The organism is Pseudomonas sp. GWSMS-1, assembly GCF_049847425.1.
Classification (GTDB): Bacteria; Pseudomonadota; Gammaproteobacteria; order Pseudomonadales; family Pseudomonadaceae; genus Aquipseudomonas.
Map to the genome: position 1 here is coordinate 3198506 of NZ_JBMHHV010000005.1, position 17623 is coordinate 3216128.

General features: G+C 61.3%; 15 protein-coding genes. 7 read left to right on the plus strand and 8 right to left on the minus strand.

What is annotated here, in order from left to right:
* Complete coding sequence (locus tag ACEPAJ_RS18715; protein ID WP_425916921.1) at positions 1 to 1440, minus strand: cytochrome ubiquinol oxidase subunit I; 1440 nt, start codon at positions 1438 to 1440, stop codon at positions 1 to 3.
* A gap of 228 nt (positions 1441 to 1668) precedes the next feature.
* Positions 1669 to 2223: a DJ-1 family glyoxalase III gene (locus ACEPAJ_RS18720; RefSeq protein WP_425916923.1), complete on the minus strand. Its 555-nt coding sequence runs from the start codon at positions 2221 to 2223 to the stop codon at positions 1669 to 1671.
* A 186-nt stretch (positions 2224 to 2409) separates the two neighbouring features.
* On the opposite strand from ACEPAJ_RS18720, the gene ACEPAJ_RS18725 reads away from it, so the two are divergent.
* Together ACEPAJ_RS18725 and trmA are read left to right on the plus strand one after the other, a co-directional pair.
* Positions 2410 to 3702, plus strand: coding sequence for an NCS2 family permease (locus ACEPAJ_RS18725; protein WP_425916925.1), 1293 nt, complete (start codon positions 2410 to 2412; stop codon positions 3700 to 3702).
* Positions 3703 to 3754: 52 nt separating this feature from the next.
* A complete protein-coding gene (gene trmA / locus ACEPAJ_RS18730; protein WP_425916927.1) occupies positions 3755 to 4843 on the plus strand; it encodes a tRNA (uridine(54)-C5)-methyltransferase TrmA in 1089 nt (362 codons plus the stop codon).
* Between the two features lie 2 nt (positions 4844 to 4845).
* Here the strand turns inward: trmA and ACEPAJ_RS18735 are convergent, their stop codons facing one another.
* Positions 4846 to 5232 (minus strand): DUF4345 domain-containing protein, encoded by a 387-nt coding sequence (locus ACEPAJ_RS18735; protein WP_090240132.1) that lies wholly within the window; start codon positions 5230 to 5232, stop codon positions 4846 to 4848.
* A 125-nt stretch (positions 5233 to 5357) separates the two neighbouring features.
* Here ACEPAJ_RS18735 and ACEPAJ_RS18740 point away from each other — a divergent pair, with 125 nt between their 5' ends.
* A complete protein-coding gene (locus ACEPAJ_RS18740; protein WP_425916929.1) occupies positions 5358 to 5792 on the plus strand; it encodes a DUF411 domain-containing protein in 435 nt (144 codons plus the stop codon).
* Positions 5793 to 5857: 65 nt separating this feature from the next.
* The gene (ypfJ, locus tag ACEPAJ_RS18745; RefSeq protein ID WP_425916931.1) at positions 5858 to 6727 is read left to right on the plus strand and encodes a KPN_02809 family neutral zinc metallopeptidase; all 870 of its coding nucleotides are present in this window, start codon (positions 5858 to 5860) and stop codon (positions 6725 to 6727) included.
* Positions 6728 to 6915: 188 nt separating this feature from the next.
* On the opposite strand, the gene ACEPAJ_RS18750 is transcribed toward ypfJ, so the two are convergent.
* Entirely contained in the window at positions 6916 to 7803 is an 888-nt protein-coding gene (locus ACEPAJ_RS18750; protein ID WP_425916933.1) for a PA4780 family RIO1-like protein kinase, read from the minus strand.
* A 282-nt stretch (positions 7804 to 8085) separates the two neighbouring features.
* Between ACEPAJ_RS18750 and ada the strand changes: the two genes are divergently transcribed.
* A complete protein-coding gene (ada, locus tag ACEPAJ_RS18755) occupies positions 8086 to 9114 on the plus strand; it encodes a bifunctional DNA-binding transcriptional regulator/O6-methylguanine-DNA methyltransferase Ada (RefSeq protein WP_425916935.1) in 1029 nt (342 codons plus the stop codon).
* Between the two features lie 45 nt (positions 9115 to 9159).
* On the opposite strand, the gene speA is transcribed toward ada, so the two are convergent.
* The 4 genes from speA to ACEPAJ_RS18775 form a co-directional block, all read right to left on the minus strand.
* The gene (gene speA / locus ACEPAJ_RS18760) at positions 9160 to 11070 is read right to left on the minus strand and encodes an arginine decarboxylase (protein WP_425916937.1); all 1911 of its coding nucleotides are present in this window, start codon (positions 11068 to 11070) and stop codon (positions 9160 to 9162) included.
* 122 nt (positions 11071 to 11192) lie between these two features.
* Positions 11193 to 11564, minus strand: a complete 372-nt coding sequence (locus tag ACEPAJ_RS18765; protein ID WP_425916939.1) for a translation initiation factor Sui1 — start codon at positions 11562 to 11564, stop codon at positions 11193 to 11195.
* A 342-nt stretch (positions 11565 to 11906) separates the two neighbouring features.
* A complete protein-coding gene (locus ACEPAJ_RS18770) occupies positions 11907 to 12443 on the minus strand; it encodes an NUDIX hydrolase (RefSeq protein WP_425916941.1) in 537 nt (178 codons plus the stop codon).
* A 3-nt stretch (positions 12444 to 12446) separates the two neighbouring features.
* A complete protein-coding gene (locus ACEPAJ_RS18775) occupies positions 12447 to 13520 on the minus strand; it encodes a DUF2333 family protein (protein WP_425916943.1) in 1074 nt (357 codons plus the stop codon).
* A 321-nt stretch (positions 13521 to 13841) separates the two neighbouring features.
* Here ACEPAJ_RS18775 and ACEPAJ_RS18780 point away from each other — a divergent pair, with 321 nt between their 5' ends.
* A complete protein-coding gene (locus ACEPAJ_RS18780) occupies positions 13842 to 15461 on the plus strand; it encodes a diguanylate cyclase (protein WP_425916945.1) in 1620 nt (539 codons plus the stop codon).
* Between the two features lie 1105 nt (positions 15462 to 16566).
* A complete protein-coding gene (locus tag ACEPAJ_RS18785; protein WP_425918105.1) occupies positions 16567 to 17610 on the plus strand; it encodes a methyl-accepting chemotaxis protein in 1044 nt (347 codons plus the stop codon).
* Positions 17611 to 17623 lie beyond the last annotated feature (13 nt).

Genomic DNA, 17623 nt, shown 5'->3' on the forward strand with positions numbered 1-17623 from the left:
TCAATTCCTCTCCGCCAGTGAGTCGGTTTCGCCTTCGTCGAAGCCTTCTTCGGCCGCAGACAGTGGGCGTGACGGCGTACGTTTCTGGCCTGGGCCACCCTCGGCAACTTCCTTGCCTTCATCGGTAACCGGGCCTTTACGCACCAGCCGCATCATGTAGCCGAGGCCAGCGCCAAACAGGGCGAAGTACACCACCACAAACAACGCCAAGGTCAGGCTCATCTGCGCAAAACTGTGCCCGGAGGAGGCATCCGCGGTGCGCATCAACCCCTGGACCACCCACGGCTGCCGGCCAATTTCGGTGGTGTACCAACCGGCAAGCAGGGCGATGATGCCCGACGGCCCCATCCACACCGCCAAGTGCAGGAACGGCCTCGCCTGGAACAGCTTGCCGCGCGCGCGCAGCCACAGAGCCCAGAGGCCGGTGAGAATCATCAGCATGCCAATACCAACCATGACCCGGAAGGTCCAGAACACCACGGTCGAATTAGGCCGATCTTCTTTGGCAAATTCCTTGAGCGCCGGCACCTGCTTATCCAGGCTGTGGGTCAGGATCAGGCTGCCCAGCGCGGGGATCTCAATCTTGAAGCGGGTTTCCTCGCGCTCCATATCTGGCCAGCCGAACAGAATCAGCGGCGTTGGCTCGTCACCCTGGTTTTCCCAGTGGCCTTCGATTGCGGCGATTTTCGCCGGCTGATACTTAAGCGTATTGAGGCCGTGAAAGTCACCGATCACCGCCTGAATAGGCGCCACAATCAACGCCATCCACATGGCCATCGAGAGCATCTTGCGAATTGCCGGGTTGTCGCGGCCGCGCAGCAAGTGCCAGGCCGCCGAGGCGCCGACGAAGAACGCCGTGGAGAGAAACGCCGCCGTCGCCGTATGCGCCAGCCGGTAAGGGAACGAGGGGTTGAACACCACGGCGAACCAGTCCACCGGGATTACCCGACCGTCGATAATTTCGAAACCCTGCGGGGTGTGCATCCAGCTGTTGGAGGCGAGAATCCAGAAGGTCGAAATCAGCGTACCGACCGCCACCATCACCGTGGAAAAGAAGTGCAGCCCAGGGCCGACGCGGTTCCAGCCAAACAACATGACCCCGAGGAAGCCCGCCTCAAGGAAGAATGCCGTGAGCACTTCATAAGTCAGCAACGGCCCGGTGACCGCCCCGGCAAAGTCGGAAAAGGCACTCCAATTGGTGCCGAACTGGTAGGCCATAACCAAACCAGAGACCACGCCCATGCCGAAGTTGACCGCAAATATCTTCGCCCAGAAGTGATACAGGTCGCGGTACACCTCCTGCCCGGTTTTCAGCCAGAGCCCTTCAAGCACCGCCAAGTAACTGGCCAGGCCGATGGTGATGGCCGGAAAAATGATGTGGAAAGAGATGGTAAAAGCAAACTGGATACGGGCGAGGTCGAGTACCTCTAATCCGAACATGGTGCTTCCTCAGTCAGGTAAAACAGCCTGCTGCCCAGCGGATACGCCGCGGGCAACCGTCGGACAGAGCGCCTTTCGCCGACAACAGCTCGGCCACATGACGAATCCGACAGCCTTGATCTAGGTCAAGGCTTACTTGAAGAGTATCCCCAGCACGTGCAAGTTCCGCTGTGGTTGATTGTCGCGTGACAGCCTGCCACAAGGGTTGCAGCCCGTTGCGCGCGGCGTTTAGCGCACCAGCATGGCCTCGGCCACTTGCTTGCGCCGCGCCTTGCCGCACAGCTGCTCGACCAGCGTTAAGGCGAACTCCAGCGCAGTACCAGGGCCTTGACTGGTGATGCAGTTGCCATCGACCACCACCGGCTGATCGACAAACACACAGCCGCTCAAGTGATCACTGAAGGCTGGGTAGCAGGTCATGCGCCGTTGTTTGAGCACACCGTACTGCTGCAACGCCAAGGCAGGCGCGGCGCAGATACCGGCAAACAACTTGCCGGCCTTGGCCTGCTCACGCACCCGTTCGGCCAGCGGCTCATGCTCGGCCAAATGCTGCGCACCCGGCATGCCACCGGGCAACACGATCAGGTCAAAGGGCTGCGCCAGCACATCCGTCAACATGGTGTCGGCGGTCAGGCGCGTGCCACGGGCGCAGGTGATCATCCGCCGGCTCTCAATGCTCGCCACGACCACCTCAACCTCGGCACGCCGCAACACATCGATCAGGGTCACGCACTCAAGGTCTTCGACACCATCGGCGACGCTAATCAGGGCTCGCGCAGTCATCCCATTCTCCTTATTGGTGCAATGCATAAACTGCCTGATCGGTCATAAATTCACCGCACCCAGACGAGCTGATATGATGCGCGCCTTTTTCCAGATCGCCAGCAAAAACATGCACAACCATGTGGATGTGCTTTGCTTTCGGTTTGCATAAACACGGCACAGAACGCCGTTATCGGGGAGCTGCACATGCTGGAAAGATTGTTCCAACTCAAAGCCCACAACACCACGGTGCGCACCGAGATGCTGGCGGGGCTGACCACCTTCCTGACGATGGCCTACATCCTCTTCGTCAACCCCAACATCCTTGCCGAAACCGGCATGGATAAAGGCGCTGTGTTTGTCGCTACGTGTCTGGCTGCCGCCATCGGCTCGGCCATCATGGGCCTGGTCGCCAACTACCCGATCGCCCTGGCGCCGGGCATGGGCCTCAACGCTTTCTTTACTTACACCGTGGTGCTGACCACGGGCCACACCTGGCAGGTGGCATTGGGCGCGGTGTTCCTCTCCGGTGTGATCTTCTTTTTGCTGTCGATCTTCAAGATTCGCGAGTGGATCATCAACAGCATCCCGATGGAGCTGCGGGCCGGCGTTGCTGCCGGTATTGGCTTGTTCCTGGCGATCATCGCGCTGAAAAACGCCGGTATCGTAGTCGACAACCCTGCCACCCTGGTGGGCCTCGGCGACCTCAGCCAAGGCGCCCCGTTGCTCGCCTGCCTGGGCTTCTTCGTGATCGCCGCACTGGCTTACCGCCGCGTCACCGGTGCGGTGATGATCGGCATTTTGCTGGTCACTGGCCTGTCGATTGTGTTCGGCCTGTCGCAGCTCGACAGCGTGGTCTCGATGCCGCCGTCGCTGATGCCGACGCTGCTGCAACTGGACATCATGGGCGCGCTGGATATCGGCCTGCTCAGCGTGATCTTCGCCTTCCTCTTCGTTGATCTGTTCGACACCTCCGGCACCCTGGTCGGCGTCGCGCAGAAAGCCAACCTGCTGGATAAAGACGGCAAAATGCCCAAGCTCGGCCGCGCCCTGCTGGCGGACAGCACCGCGACCATGGCCGGCGCCGCAATGGGCACCTCGACCACCACCAGCTATATCGAATCCGCGGCGGGCATCAGCGCCGGCGGCCGTACCGGCCTGACGGCTTGTGTGGTTGCTGCTCTGTTTCTGCTGAGCCTGTTCTTCGCACCGTTGGCCGGCGCCGTACCGGCCTTCGCCACCGCCCCAGCGCTGATGTTTGTCGCCGTGCTGATGATGAGCAGCCTGGCGCAGATCGACTGGGACGACCTCACCGTCGCCGCACCGGTCGTCATCGCTGCCCTGGCCATGCCACTGACCTTCTCGATTGCCAATGGCATTGCCTTTGGTTTTATCGCCTGGACCGTGATCAAGCTGCTGGCGGGCCGCTGGCGCGACCTCAACCCCGCCTTGGTGGTGTTGTCGGCGTTGTTTGTGATCAAACTGGCGTACTTCGCCTGATACCTTGCGGGTGGCCATGGCTCACCCGCGCCTTTTTTGAAAAGAGTCTTGCATGAGCCGTTCCCAGTTCGATCCCGCCAGCTACGCCGTCCAGCTTGCTGAAAAGCAGCAGCGCCTGATCGAGCTGCTTGCGCCTTTTCATGCCCCCGCGCCCGAGGTATTCGAGTCTGCACGTGAGCACTATCGCTTGCGTGCTGAATTTCGCCTGTGGCGCGAGGGCGATGACCGTCACTACGCCATGTTCGAAGCGGGTGATAAACACACGCCGATTTTCTTTGAAGACTTCCCCATTGCCAGCGCGCAGATCAATGCGCTGATGCCAAAGCTGAAGGCGGCGTGGCAGGCCAGCAGTGCGCTGAGCTTCAAGCTGTTTCAGGTCGAATTCCTCACCACCCTGGCCGGCGACGGGCTGATCACCCTGTGCTACCACCGCCCGCTGGATGACGTCTGGCAAGCCGCAGCCGAGCAGCTCGCCGCCGAACTGCAGGTGAGCATCATCGGCCGCTCCAAGGGTAAGCGCATCGTCATCGGCAGGGATTATGTTGAGGAGAAATTCAACGTTGCCGGTCGCACATTCAGCTATCGCCAACCAGAAGGTGCCTTCACCCAGCCCAACGGCGAAGTGAACCAGAAGATGCTGAATTGGGCCTATGAAGCGCTCGGTGAACGCCAGGACGACTTGCTGGAGCTGTATTGCGGCAACGGCAACTTCACCCTGCCACTGGCCACCCGTGTACGTAAAGTGCTGGCCACGGAGATCAGCAAGTCCTCGGTGAATGCCGCCCTGGCCAACCTGGAAGACAACGGCGTAGACAACATCACCCTGGTGCGCCTGTCCGCCGAAGAACTGACCGAAGCGCTAAATGAAGTGCGCCCGTTCCGCCGCCTGGCCGGTATCGACCTGAAAAGCTATAACTTTGGCTGCGTCTTCGTCGACCCGCCACGTGCCGGCATGGACCCGGACACCTGCGAGCTGACCCGGCGCTTTGAGCGCATTCTTTATATCTCCTGCAACCCGGAGACCCTGGCCGCTAACATCGCGCAACTCAGCGACACCCACAAAGTGACGCGCTGCGCGCTGTTCGACCAGTTCCCCTATACCCACCACATGGAGTCAGGTGTGCTGCTGGAGCGCCGCTAGTTTTACTGGCGCGGCAACCCGCGCAGCGCCCAGAAGCACAACCCCACAGACACCACTTCCAGCAGCAGCGCGTAGAAGTTGAAGGTCTGCTGCGCGCCGCCATCCAGCCACAGGCCGCCGATACGCGCCAACGCCAACGAGCTGTACAGCAGCACCAGCAGGGTCAAGGCGGCGCGGGTCAGGTCCAGGCGGCTGAGTGACAGCCCAATAAACGCCGCCAGGCCGATCTGCAATCCGCCGTAAAACGCGCGCATGTCGGTCGCCGCCGCGGGCGACATCAGCAGCATGCCGCTGAGGTTGGCCATTTCATGGGGGTTGATGAAATAAGCCAAACCCAGGCCAGCCAATGCCAGCAATTGAATCAGCAGAATTACGCGTGCAAATAGCATGAACAGCATCCTTAGCCCGGGGATCGGCTTTGCAGCATAAGCGGACTTCGTGCGTTTCGGAAATCCACTGTGGTTGCTCTGCAGATTGGGCGGTAAGCTTCCAGCATCACTCTAGGAGCCCACTTATGCGCCCGCTTATTCTTCTCGCCGGCCTACTCAGCAGCCTGAGCGTTGCTGCCGAACCGCTGACCATTGACGTCCACCGCGACCCCAATTGCGGCTGCTGCAAAGCCTGGATCAGCCACTTGCAAGACAACGGCTTTACCGTCAACGACCATGTCGAGAACGACATGAGCGCGGTAAAACAGCGCCTGGGCGTACCACCCCGCCTCGCGTCCTGCCACACCGGGGTCATTGACGGCCAGTTTATCGAAGGCCATGTACCGGCCGCCGACATCCTCAAGTTGCGCAAACAGCCTGACCTGCTCGGCGCCGCCGTACCGGGCATGCCGACCGGCTCGCCCGGCATGGAATACGGCAATGTGCGTGATGCTTACCAGGTGATCGGCCTGGATAAGCAAGGCGCAGAGCAGATTATCAGCGACTATCCGGCCAACTGAGCCACGGATAACGGGCCTAAGGCGAGCCAGCCCACACGCCCGCCACTTATTACAGGACGACAACCATGCGCTGGAAACGTGGAAGACGCAGTGACAACGTGGTGGACGCGCGCGGCAGCAGCTCACGGATGGGCGGCGGCAAAGGGCTGACCTTGGGCGGCGTGGCCATTGTGGTCGTCATTGGACTGCTTAGCGGCCAGGACCCCATGCAGATCCTCGGCCAGTTGGCCGGGCAAGCCATGCAGGGTGGCTCGGTCAGCGCACCACAAAGCTCCGCGCCGGCAAGCAATGATGAGCAGTCGGAATTTGTGCGCGCCGTGTTGGGCGACACCGAGGACACCTGGCGTGAAATCTTCCAGGGCGCCAATCGGCAGTACCGCGACCCAACGCTGGTGTTGTTTCGCGGCGGGGTGAACTCGGCCTGCGGCTTCGCTAACTCAGCGGTCGGGCCGTTCTATTGCCCGGGCGATCAGCGGGTGTATATCGACCTGGCGTTTTTCCGCGAGCTGGAACAACGCTTTGGCGCTGCGGGGGATTTTGCCCAGGCTTATGTGATTGCTCATGAAGTCGGCCACCACGTACAAACCCTGCTCGGCGTCTCGGCCAAGGTCAACGCGGCGCGGCAACGGGGCGAGCGTGTGGAAGGCGCCACCGGCTTGCTGGTGCGTCAGGAATTGCAAGCCGACTGCCTGGCAGGCGTATGGGCCTACCACGGCCAGCGCCGCAATGACTGGTTGGAACCGGGGGATATTGAAGAGGCGCTGAACGCCGCCAACGCCATCGGCGATGACCGCTTGCAGAAGCAGGCGCGCGGCCAAGTGGTGCCAGACTCCTTCACCCATGGCACCTCGGAGCAACGCGTGCGCTGGTTTAAAACCGGCTTTGCCCAAGGCAATGTTGGCAGCTGCGATACCTTTAAGGCTGCGCGGCTATAGCCTTAGGCTCATGGTGCGGCCCCGTAGGGTGGATGTCGCTCCACCCATCCACCACCGCGCCTCCCGATGGTGGATGAAAAAACGTTATCCACCCTACAGACTGAACGCTGCCCGTGATGGGTAACTGACATAAAAAATGCCGCTGACCTGATCAGGTAAGCGGCATTCTTCTTTACAGCACTCTCAGCCTATTGCGCCCAAGGAGGCGGAGGCTCTTCACCCTTGGGCGCATCTTCGGCATTCAGCAACGCCTGGCGCCGCTCCTCATCAGCCAGTGCGGCCTTGATTTCACGCATCACCGCGTCGATATCAGCTTCTTCTTCCGGGTCATCAAATTCACCGGTCAGCGGGGTGTCCGGGGTCAGCTCACCGGCCTCATACAGCGCCCACATTTCCTTGGCGTACTTGGTGAACTTCAATTCCGGGGCGAACTGGCCGAAGTAGGCGGACATGTTACCGACATCACGCTCAAGCATCTTGAGCGCATGGTTATTGCCGGCCGCATCCACCGCCTGGGGCAGGTCGATAATCACCGGGCCACCTGGATCAAGCAGTACGTTGAACTCCGACAAGTCGCCATGCACCAGACCGGCGCAGAGCATTTTCACCACTTCACGAATCATGAAGGCATGGAATTCGCGGGCATCGTCCGGGTGCAGGTCGACATCGTTTAGGCGCGGAGCAGCATCGCCCTCGCCGTCATCGACCAGCTCCATCAGCAGCACGCCTTCGAGGAAGTCGTACGGTTTGGGTACGCGCACGCCGGCGTTGGCCAGACGGAACAGCGCCGCCACTTCAGCATTCTGCCAGGCATCTTCCTGCCCCTTGCGACCGTACTTCGAGCCCTTGGCCATGGCCCTGGCATCACGGCTGTTACGCACCTTGCGGCCTTCCTGGTACTCGGCGGCCTGACGGAAGCTGCGTTTGTTGGCTTCTTTATAAACCTTGGCGACGCGCAGTTCTTCGCCACAGCGCACCACATAGACCGCAGCTTCTTTACCGCTCATCAGCGGGCGTATCACTTCATCGACCAGCCCGGCTTCGACCAGGGGCTCAATACGTTTTGGCGTCTTCATCAGCTTTAATCAGGGGTCCTGTGTTGCCCAAGTCGGCTCTGCCGCCCGTTATACGTCAATCCAAGCCAAGCGCCCACCCTCGTGAGCACAGCTGAGGCTTAACAGATGCATAAATGTGCCGCTAAGCGGCGCGAATCAATGGCCTTGGCCGGGTTGCGCCGCCATACGCGCAAGAAAAACCTGCGCACTGATCGTGCACTCCGCGCTGTTTGAAAGTCACAAGTGGATTGGCAGCTCTGCCGCCGCAGCCGACAATCCACCCGACATCAGGGAGACTTACCGATGCTCGACACCGAACAGTGCTGGCACGCCATATGTAACCGCGACGCCGCTCAGGATGGCGCCTTTGTGTTCGCCGTGCACAGCACGGGAATATATTGCCGGCCCAGTTGCCCGGCACGACGGCCTAAGCGTGACAACGTCAGCTTTTATGCCGACCCGGACAGCGCGGCAACAGCCGGTTTCCGCCCGTGCAAACGCTGCTCACCGCAAGGGCAAAGCCCGGCGGAGCAACTCGACGCACTGGTGATTGCCGCCTGCCAGCGACTGGCAGACAGCGAGCAACGCCTGACACTTGCCCAACTGGCAGCACACATCGGCCTGTCCGCCTCCCACCTAGCCCGCGCCTTCAAACTACGCACCGGCATGACGCCGCGTGCGTGGAGCGCCGCGTACCGCCAGAACCAATTAGAGCAGCACCTGCCCCACGCACACAGCGTGTTGGATGCCGCCTTAACCGCCGGCTACACCAGTACCCGTAACCTGTATCAGCACGCCACCGCCCTGAGCCCCGCCCAGCGCCGCAAACAAGCCGCCGGTGAACGCCTGCGCTACACCATTGCGCCCTGCCCGCTTGGCCAGATAATGCTGGCCAGTAGCACCAACGGTGTCTGCGCCGTGCTGTTGGCTGACGAGCCGGCCACCTTGCAGGCCGAACTGCAACAGCGCTTTGCCGCTGCGGTTCTTCAGCGTGATGACTTGGGGCTGGGCGACTGGCTGGGCCAGCTACTCGCACAGATACGCGAGCCACAGCGCGCCGCCCACCTGCCGCTGGATATGCGTGGCACGGTATTTCAGCAGCAGGTGTGGCGCGCGCTGCAGCAGATCCCCACAGGGCAGACGCGCAGCTACGCCGAACTGGCTGCGCAACTCGACAGCCACCCGCGCGCCGTGGCGCGCGCCTGCGCCAGCAATCCGCTGGGGCTGCTCATACCCTGCCACCGGGTAATTGCCAGCAACGGCAGCCTCGGCGGCTACCGCTGGGGACTGGAGCGCAAGACCGCGCTGCTTAAGCGTGAAGCCGCGCCATAGCAAAAGGCCCCGCATTGCGGGGCCTTTGCATTCAGCAGATGCGTATTACGACAGGTAGGACGAACGAGTCAGGCCCAAACGCAGGGCGTCGAGGAACTGGGTACGCTCACGCGGGGTGATCTTGGCGCTGGCCACCTTGTCGCGGTAGTGGGTCATCAACTCCTCCGGCGACAGGTGCACGTAGCGCAGCATGTCCTCGATGGTGTCGTGGGTCTCGATACCGGCGTGGTACACACTGCCATCGGCGTTCTGGTAGATGTTCACCGAGTCGGTGTCGCCGAACAGGTTGTGCATATCGCCGAGAATTTCCTGATAGGCGCCGACCAGGAAGATCCCCAGCAGGTAGTCCTCACCCTCGCGCACTTCATGCACCGGCAGGCTGGTCTCGATGCTCTGCTCATCGACGTACTGACGGATTTTACCGTCTGAGTCACAGGTCAGATCCTGCAGCACCGCGCGGCGCATCGGCTCTTCGTCGAGACGATTGAGCGGCAGAATTGGCAGCACCTGGCCGATGGCCCAGGTGTCCGGCAGGCTCTGGAACACCGAGAAGTTGCAGATGTACTTGTCGGCCAGCTTGTCGTTCAGCTCATCCAGCACCTGACGGTGCGAACGCTGACGCGCCTTCAGCGAGTTATGCAGGCGGCGGCAAACGGCGAAGTAGCACTGCTCGGCTAAAGCCTTTTCGGTCAGGCTGAGCTTGCCGTCGGCGTACTGGCTGGCCACATCGCTCATGTAGTGGGTGGCGCGCCAGTAGGTTTCGGTGACCATCTCGATATCGGTCGGGCCCAGCAGCTCAACCAGGTAACGCACGGTTTCCGGCAGGCTGGTGACGTCTTCGATCTTGGGGATCTCGTCGTTGTGTTTTTCCACGTCCGTGACCTGCACCACCAGCATGGCGTGGTGCGCGGTCAACGAGCGGCCGCTCTCGGAGAAGATGTGCGGATGCGGCAGCTCTTGCGCGTCACAGAACTCTTTAAGCATGCCAACCACAACACCGGCGTAGTCATCCATGTCGTAGTTGATCGAGCTGGCGTTGCGCGAGTGAGTACCGTCGTAATCCACACCCAGGCCGCCGCCGACGTCGATATGGTCGACCGGCAGGCCCAGACCACGCAGTTCGCCGTAGTAGCGGATGGCTTCCTTGAAACCGTGCTGGTAGTCGGACAGGTTGGCGATCTGCGAGCCCATATGGAAATGCAGCAAACGGATGCCCTGATCCAGCCCCGCCGCGCGGAAGCGCTCAACCACCGAGAGCAACTGCGCCGCCGACAGGCCGAACTTGGATTTCTCGCCGCCGGTGTCAGCCCACTTGCTCGATGCCAGCGACGACAGGCGCACGCGCAGGCCGATCTGTGGGGCGACCTTGAGTTCGGCTGCCTCCTCGATCACCAGCTGCACTTCGGATTCTTTCTCGATCACGATAAACACGTTGTGACCGAGCTTCTGCCCCATCAGCGCCAGCTTGATGAACTCGCGGTCTTTGTAACCGTTGCAGACAATGGTGCCGCCCTTCGGTGCCAGCGCCAGCACGGCCATCAGTTCCGGCTTGGAGCCGGCTTCCAGGCCAATGGAAACGTTCTGTGTAGCAATGATGTTTTCCACCACCGCTTCCTGCTGGTTGACCTTGATCGGGTACAACGCGGTATACGGGCTCTGGTATTCCAAGCGCGCGATATTGGCGTCAAAGGCGCCAGTCAGCTGGCGCACGCGGTCTTGCAGGATATCCGGAAAGCGCACCAGCAACGGCAGCGACAGACCGCTGGAACGCAGATCATCGAGCTGCTCGTAGAGATCGATCGGCATGCTTTGCGGGCCATTCGGGCGCACTTCGACACGACCTTTTTCATTGATCGCGAAATAACCCGCGCCCCAATGACGAATACCGTAAACACTGCGGCTGTCCGCAACGGTCCACTGGCTGCCGTCATCTTTGCGTGTGCGTCGTGCAGACATCGAAGTCTCCCTTACTGGCGATAGTGGCCCTGGCATGGCCAAGGCGCGTACAGATTAAAGTCTGGATATGACGATAGCCGGGCAATTGACAGTGCAACCGCCCGGCAAGTTTAGAAAAATGATCAACCGCCGGACTTCTTGGCCTTGAAGCCACGCTTGATTAGCTCGGCAATCAGCAGTTCGACGTGATCACCCTGGATCTCGATCACCCCGTCTTTGAGCGAACCACCGCAGCCGCAGCGCTTTTTAAGCGCCGCTACCAGCTCTTTCAGCGGCTCTTCGGCCAACGGCACACCGCTGATGCTGGTTACGGTTTTGCCGCCACGGCCTTTGGTTTCACGGCGCACGCGGGCAATGCCATCCCCTTGGGGAATCTGGGTCTGTTTACAGGTGCAGGCGTCCACCGGTTGACTGCAGTCAGGGCAATGCCGACCGCTATCAGTGGAATACACCAGGCCGCCAAGGGCGGCAAATGAGGAAGCTTTCTTGACCACCGGTTTGTCCTCGAAGGGGTCAGGATAGCGACTGGCCGACTGAATACCGGTTAAGGCGTCGACCGCGAAGCCCCACTCTGGCAGGGGCAGCGCACCTAGGCTTTACGGCCAAGGCTTGAAGGCGGCGCAGTGTAACGGCAAAAAACGCTGCTGCTAAGGGTAAAAATGCGCCATTACTCGGCGCATAAGCGACGCTGTGCAGGATGCCGAACAAAACGCCCACATATCCTGCACAAAGCCTTAAACGGCGTGGCTTTGGCACCACAGGTTAAGGCCTTAGGCTGGGTTGAGCCTGCGATACCCGTCAATCAGGCGGCATGGGTAGCGCTTCGCTCAACCATGTTAAGCAACGACCTCCAAATAACGCTGCAAGGCGGCCAGCGAATCGGGGCAATAGGGCAAGTGCTGGGTCTCCGCCAAGGCCTGCTCGATGGAGATAAATCGCGCCTCCAACACTTCTTCCGGCTGCAACACCAGCGGCGCATCGGAGACCGCCGAATACGCCATGCACCACAGGCGACTTTCCGGCGAGTCGTAACGAAAATGAGCATGCTCAACCAGCACCGCATCACCGATGCCCAGCTCTTCCGCCAGTTCGCGCGCGGCAGATTCGGCATAGCTTTCATCGGCCAGCACCATGCCGCCGGCAGCCACATCCCAGTAACCTGGATACAGCGCCTTACTCAGGGTACGGCGATGCACGCAGAGCAGGCCGGCACTGTTGAACAGCAGGATATAGGTGCCCCGGCCGCGTAAATGGCGCTGACGCAGTTCGCTGCGCAGCACGCCACCCAGCAACTGGTCATCCTCGTCGACCCAGGCGATGCGCTCACTGTCCGAGGCAGCGCGGTGCGCCACCTCAGCGTCAGACCAGGCCACCGATCAGCCCTGCGACAACAGTTGGCGTAGATCGATCAGGCCGGCATTGGCCCGCGAAATATAGTTAGCCATCACCAGCGAGTGGTTGGCCAGCAAACCATAACCGCTGCCGTTAAGGATCATCGGGCTCCACAGGGTTTCCTGCGCAGCCTCCAACTCACGAATAATCTGCCGCACGCTGACGGTGGCGTTTTTCTTCGCCAGCACATCGGCGAAGTCCACTTCAATGGCGCGTAACAGGTGCGCCAGCGCCCACGCCTGGCCACGGGCTTCGTAGAACACGTTGTCGATCTGCAACCATGGTGTTTCGTAGTTAACGCCTTCGACAAAGTTTTCCTGTGAGGCACTACCCACCAGACCCAGATCAACTTCGTTGGTGTTCAAACGCACCTGGCCAACGCTGGCCGAGAGACGCTGCGACAACGAGCCCAGCCGCGTAGCGGCATCGCCCAGCCAATTATTCAGGTTGTCCGCACGGGTGTAGAACTGCGAACCGGAGCGGCTCGGATCGGATAAACGCTCCAAGTAGCGATCCAGTGACTTGATGCCTTCAGCGTACTCAGCCTCCGAGGCCGGCAGCGCCCAGCTTTTGTGGTCGAAGTGAAAGCGTGGTTCGGCTTTGGCCAAATCTGGGTCTTCGGTGGATTGTGACTGCGAGCGGGTGAAGTCTTTGCGCATCGCCCGCGACATGTCGCGCACCTGCACCAGCACACCAAACTCCCAGCTCGGCATATTGTCCAGCCACAGGCCAGGCGGCGCGAGGTCGTTAGACAGATAGCCACCCGGCTTATTCAGCAGAGTACTGGCGACCTGTTTGAGGGTTTCCCCGGTGGTGTAGCCGTTCACCAGCTTATGCCCGCGGGCTTGGGCCGCGGCTTCGGCGCGTTGTTGCACTGAAAACTGCGCCGGCTCCTGGCTCCAGTACCAGCCGACGACCAGCGCCAACAGCAGAAAGAGCCCGAGCAATCCGCCCACGGTGCGTACAACCCAGTTAGCGGAGGACTTGTTGGGGGTACTGTCAGCTGAGCCGGTGGCGCCAGCAGACGCAGCGGCAGTTCGATTCTTCCAATCCAGCATGGCGTTGTCCTTTTTTACTCAAGTAGCGAGGCCACAGCGGACGGTACTGCGCTGAGGCAGCGCGGCCCGCAGGCTCTCGTTCGACCACAATCCCCTCGCAGGGTTGCGCGACTGGCTTTAACTATAAGTGAAGCGCGGCTTGCTGCGCAGCGAAGATCGGCAAACTTAGCGCGACTGAGTCAATCTGCCACCTGTGACGAGATCGACAGAAGGCCGACGCCAATAGATCGACGGCGCTAGCAAAACCGTTCGTCGGTGGTACGATTACTAGCAATAAGCCATCACTTTCCCAGCATAAGCCGACCAAATCGAACCCGCGCCATGATCGAGCACGAAGACCCCAGCAGCGACCGCCTCAAGCAGCACTTCGCCCAGCGCGTAATCAATCAGGCACGCCAAGTACTGGAAGTATGGCAGCGCCTGCAACGCAGTGAATGGAACGACACCGGCATGGCCGAGTTGCGCGAAGCCACGCAGCTGCTGCAGCGCTACGCCGAACGCTTCGACCAGGCCGAGCACCGCCAACTGGCCGAGGAGATCAATAACAGCCTGCAACAGGTCGCCGATAACCGCGGGCGCCTTAACAGCCAACTGATCAGCCAGCTCAACCTGCTGCTGCAGCGCCTGTCACGCACCGGCCTGCGCCACGGTGATCGCTTCGAACAAACTGTGCTGCCACCGCTGCGCAAACCGGTCTACCTGGCCTTGCAGCATATCGAGCGCGCCGAGCAATTGGCCCAGCGCCTGGAGTTCTTTGGCATGACGGCCATTGCCATGGACACAGCCAATGCGTTTCGCGACGCCATACTGGAACGTCACCCCGCCGCGATCCTGATGGAGGTCGACTTCTCCGGCCCCGGCTGCGGCCTGCAGCTTGCGCAGAGCGTGCAGGAAGGCCTCAAGCATAAGATCCCGCTGCTGTTCTTTAGCGCCGAAGACACTGACACCCTGACCCGCCTGAAGGCCGTGCGCGCCGGCGGCCAGGAGTTCTTCACCGGCAGCCTGGACGCCTCGAACCTGTTCGAACGCATCGAGGTGCTGACGCATGTCTCGCAGTACGAACCCTACAAGGTGCTGATCATCGACGACTCGCGGGCGCAGGTCACACACACCGAGCGCGTGCTCAACAGTGCCGGCATCGTCACCCGCACCCTGGTCGAGCCGATTCAGGCAATGAGCCAGCTGGCCGACTTTCAGCCCGACCTGATCATCCTCGACATGTACATGCCCGAGTGCAACGGCCCGGAACTGGCTCAGGTGATCCGCCACAATGACCGCTACGTCAGCGTGCCGATCATCTACCTGTCCGCCGAAGACGACCTCGACAAGCAGCTCGACGCCATGAGTGAAGGCGGCGATGACTTCCTCACCAAACCGATCAAGCCACGCCACCTGATCGCCACCGTGCGCAACCGCGCCGCCCGTGCACGCAGCCTCAAGGCACGTATGGTGCGCGACAGCCTGACCGGCCTGTACAACCACACCCACACCCTGCAACTGCTTGAAGACGCGCGCTTTCGCGCCGAGCGCGACGGCCAGCCGCTGAGCTTTGCGATGATCGACATCGACTTTTTCAAGAAGGTCAACGACACCTATGGCCACCCGATGGGCGATCGGGTGATCAAGAGCCTGGCGCTGTTTCTCAAGCAACGCCTGCGTAAGACCGACCATATCGGCCGCTACGGCGGTGAAGAGTTCGCCGTGGTTATGCCCAACACCGACGCCGAGTCGGCTAAGCGCGTGCTAGATGACATTCGCCAGCGCTTTGCGGAAATCCAATACTCGGCGCAGCCGCATGACCTGTCCTGCACCTTCAGCGGCGGCATCGCCCAACTGGCCCCGAACCTGGATAGCAAACTGCTCTCGCAACAGGCCGACCAGGCGCTGTATGTGGCCAAGCACAGTGGGCGCAACCAGGTCGCGATCTATCAGGGCGACTGAACCACAGATAAGCGGTTGATAAGCGGTTATAGGCGCCTGGCTTAGCGTCAGCGCGTGATAGAAAACTGTGACGTTGCTCGCACCGTCATATTACGGTCATGAAAGAGCAATAAATTCTGAGGCTTAGTGGCTGCCAGACGCCAAGCGTCGGTAGCCCGCACCGTTCTTCAGCCGGTCGAGCCCTATGCGCCTTAAATTCCTGACTAATTTCAATACCCTGCTACTGGTCACCGTGTGCGCCGCCTTGGCTGTCACGCTCTGGTGGTCGCAGCGCGCCCTCGAACGGCCGTATCTGCTGATGACGCAATACCTCAGCCTGTCGCAACAATTCCAGAACGATGCCGCATTGAATATCAATGCCTACCTGAAAACGGGCGATGCCCTGCGCCACAGTGCAGCGCTACAGGCGCTGGCGACACTGGAGCAATCGATTGCCGAGCTGCCCGAACAGCTGGCCAACGACGTTCTCCCAAGCATCAACGCTCTCACGGCCTTCAGCGCCCACGAACTGCTGGCCGCAGGCAAGCTCTCCGCAGACCCGCAAGGCCTGCTCGTGCAGGCCGAGCGTGAAATAGAGGCGACCCTCGAGCAACTGGCGGACTATGCCGACAGTGGCGCAACAAGCGCCGCTGCGAGCTATCGTCGGCCGCTGTTCAACGCCGCTCGCCACCTCACGCGCCTGGCCCATGCCCGCGACAAGCTGGTGCGCAGCGGCCGCAGCGAGCTGGCGAGTGAGGTCGAGCGCGAGCTGGCGGCACTGGGCAAACAAACGCAGCAGCTTAACGACCTGCCGTTGCTCGACGTGGCCGACGCCAATCAGTCGCCCAGTAACGCCTTTGCTGACTTGCTGGGACTGGACGCCGGCGCTGAAAGCAGCCAGGCCGAAGACCGCGGCATCGCCCTCAAGCGCGACCTGATGTCGCTGCTCAAACGCTACCCCGCCGAACTGCAGCGCACCCGCGAGCTGATCGAGGCACGCGCGGCCCTTGCCAGCAGCACCCGCGTGCAAGTCGATCAGGTACAACAGGCGCTCGCCGCGCTGGAGCCTCAAGTGCGCGCCGAGCACGGGCGTATCCAGGGCGAAGTGCAGTTGATACTGGGCCTGATGATCGGCCTGATCCTGCTGATCGCCTTGATTATTGACACCCTGCAGCGCCGCCTCACCCGTGTCCTTTCCCGCCTGGCGCCAGCCTTGTCGACCTGGGCCCAGGGCGACTTCGCGGCCGACATCCATCTCGACTCACGCACACAGGAGTTGCGCGATATCGAAGAGTCGCTCAATCGCTTGCGGGTTTATCTGGTTGACCTAGTGGGCACTATTCGCCAAAACGCCGAGCAGGTGGTCAGCTCCAGCCACACCCTGGCACACCTCAATGGTGGCCTGCATGAGGGCGCTGAGCGCCAGGCCGGGGATACCGCGCAGATTCGTGACGCCCTCGGCGAATTGCAGGCCACTATTCAGCAGGTAGCGGGCGACGCCAGCCAGGCCGCCGACGCCAGCCGCGATGCCAACCGCGCCCTGGAACAAGGTCAGCAGGTGATTGGCCAAAGCCTTACCGGCCTGCATTCGCTGGTCGATGAAGTACAGGGTAACGCCCAGGCCATCGAACGCCTGGCTGAGGAAACCGCCACCATTGGTAATGTGCTGACGGTCATTCGCGGCATCGCCGAACAGACCAACCTGCTGGCCCTAAACGCGGCCATCGAAGCGGCGCGCGCCGGAGAGCTGGGGCGCGGCTTTGCCGTGGTGGCCGACGAGGTGCGCTCGCTGTCGCAACGCACCAGCGGCGCGACCGCTGAGATTCAGGAGCTGATCGGCCGTCTGCAACAGGCCGCCCGACAATCGGTGCAAGCCATGCGCACCCAGGTCGAACACGCCGAAGCCACTGCCAGCCAAGCCGAAGCGGCTGACGGCGCACTGGATGCGATTGTCGCAGCCATTCGCACTATCGCCAGCATGGCCGAGCGCATCGCCGATGCCACAGCGCAGCAGAGCGACGCCGTCAGCGACATTCGCGGACACAGCGAGCGCATCCATACGCTGGGCGGCGACAACCTGCAGCGCATTGGCGAAGGGCGCCAGCAGGGCGAGCAGCTGCTGCAACTCGGCGGCCAACTGCACACCGCGGTGCAGGCGTTTCGGGTGTAACGCGGCAATCTGT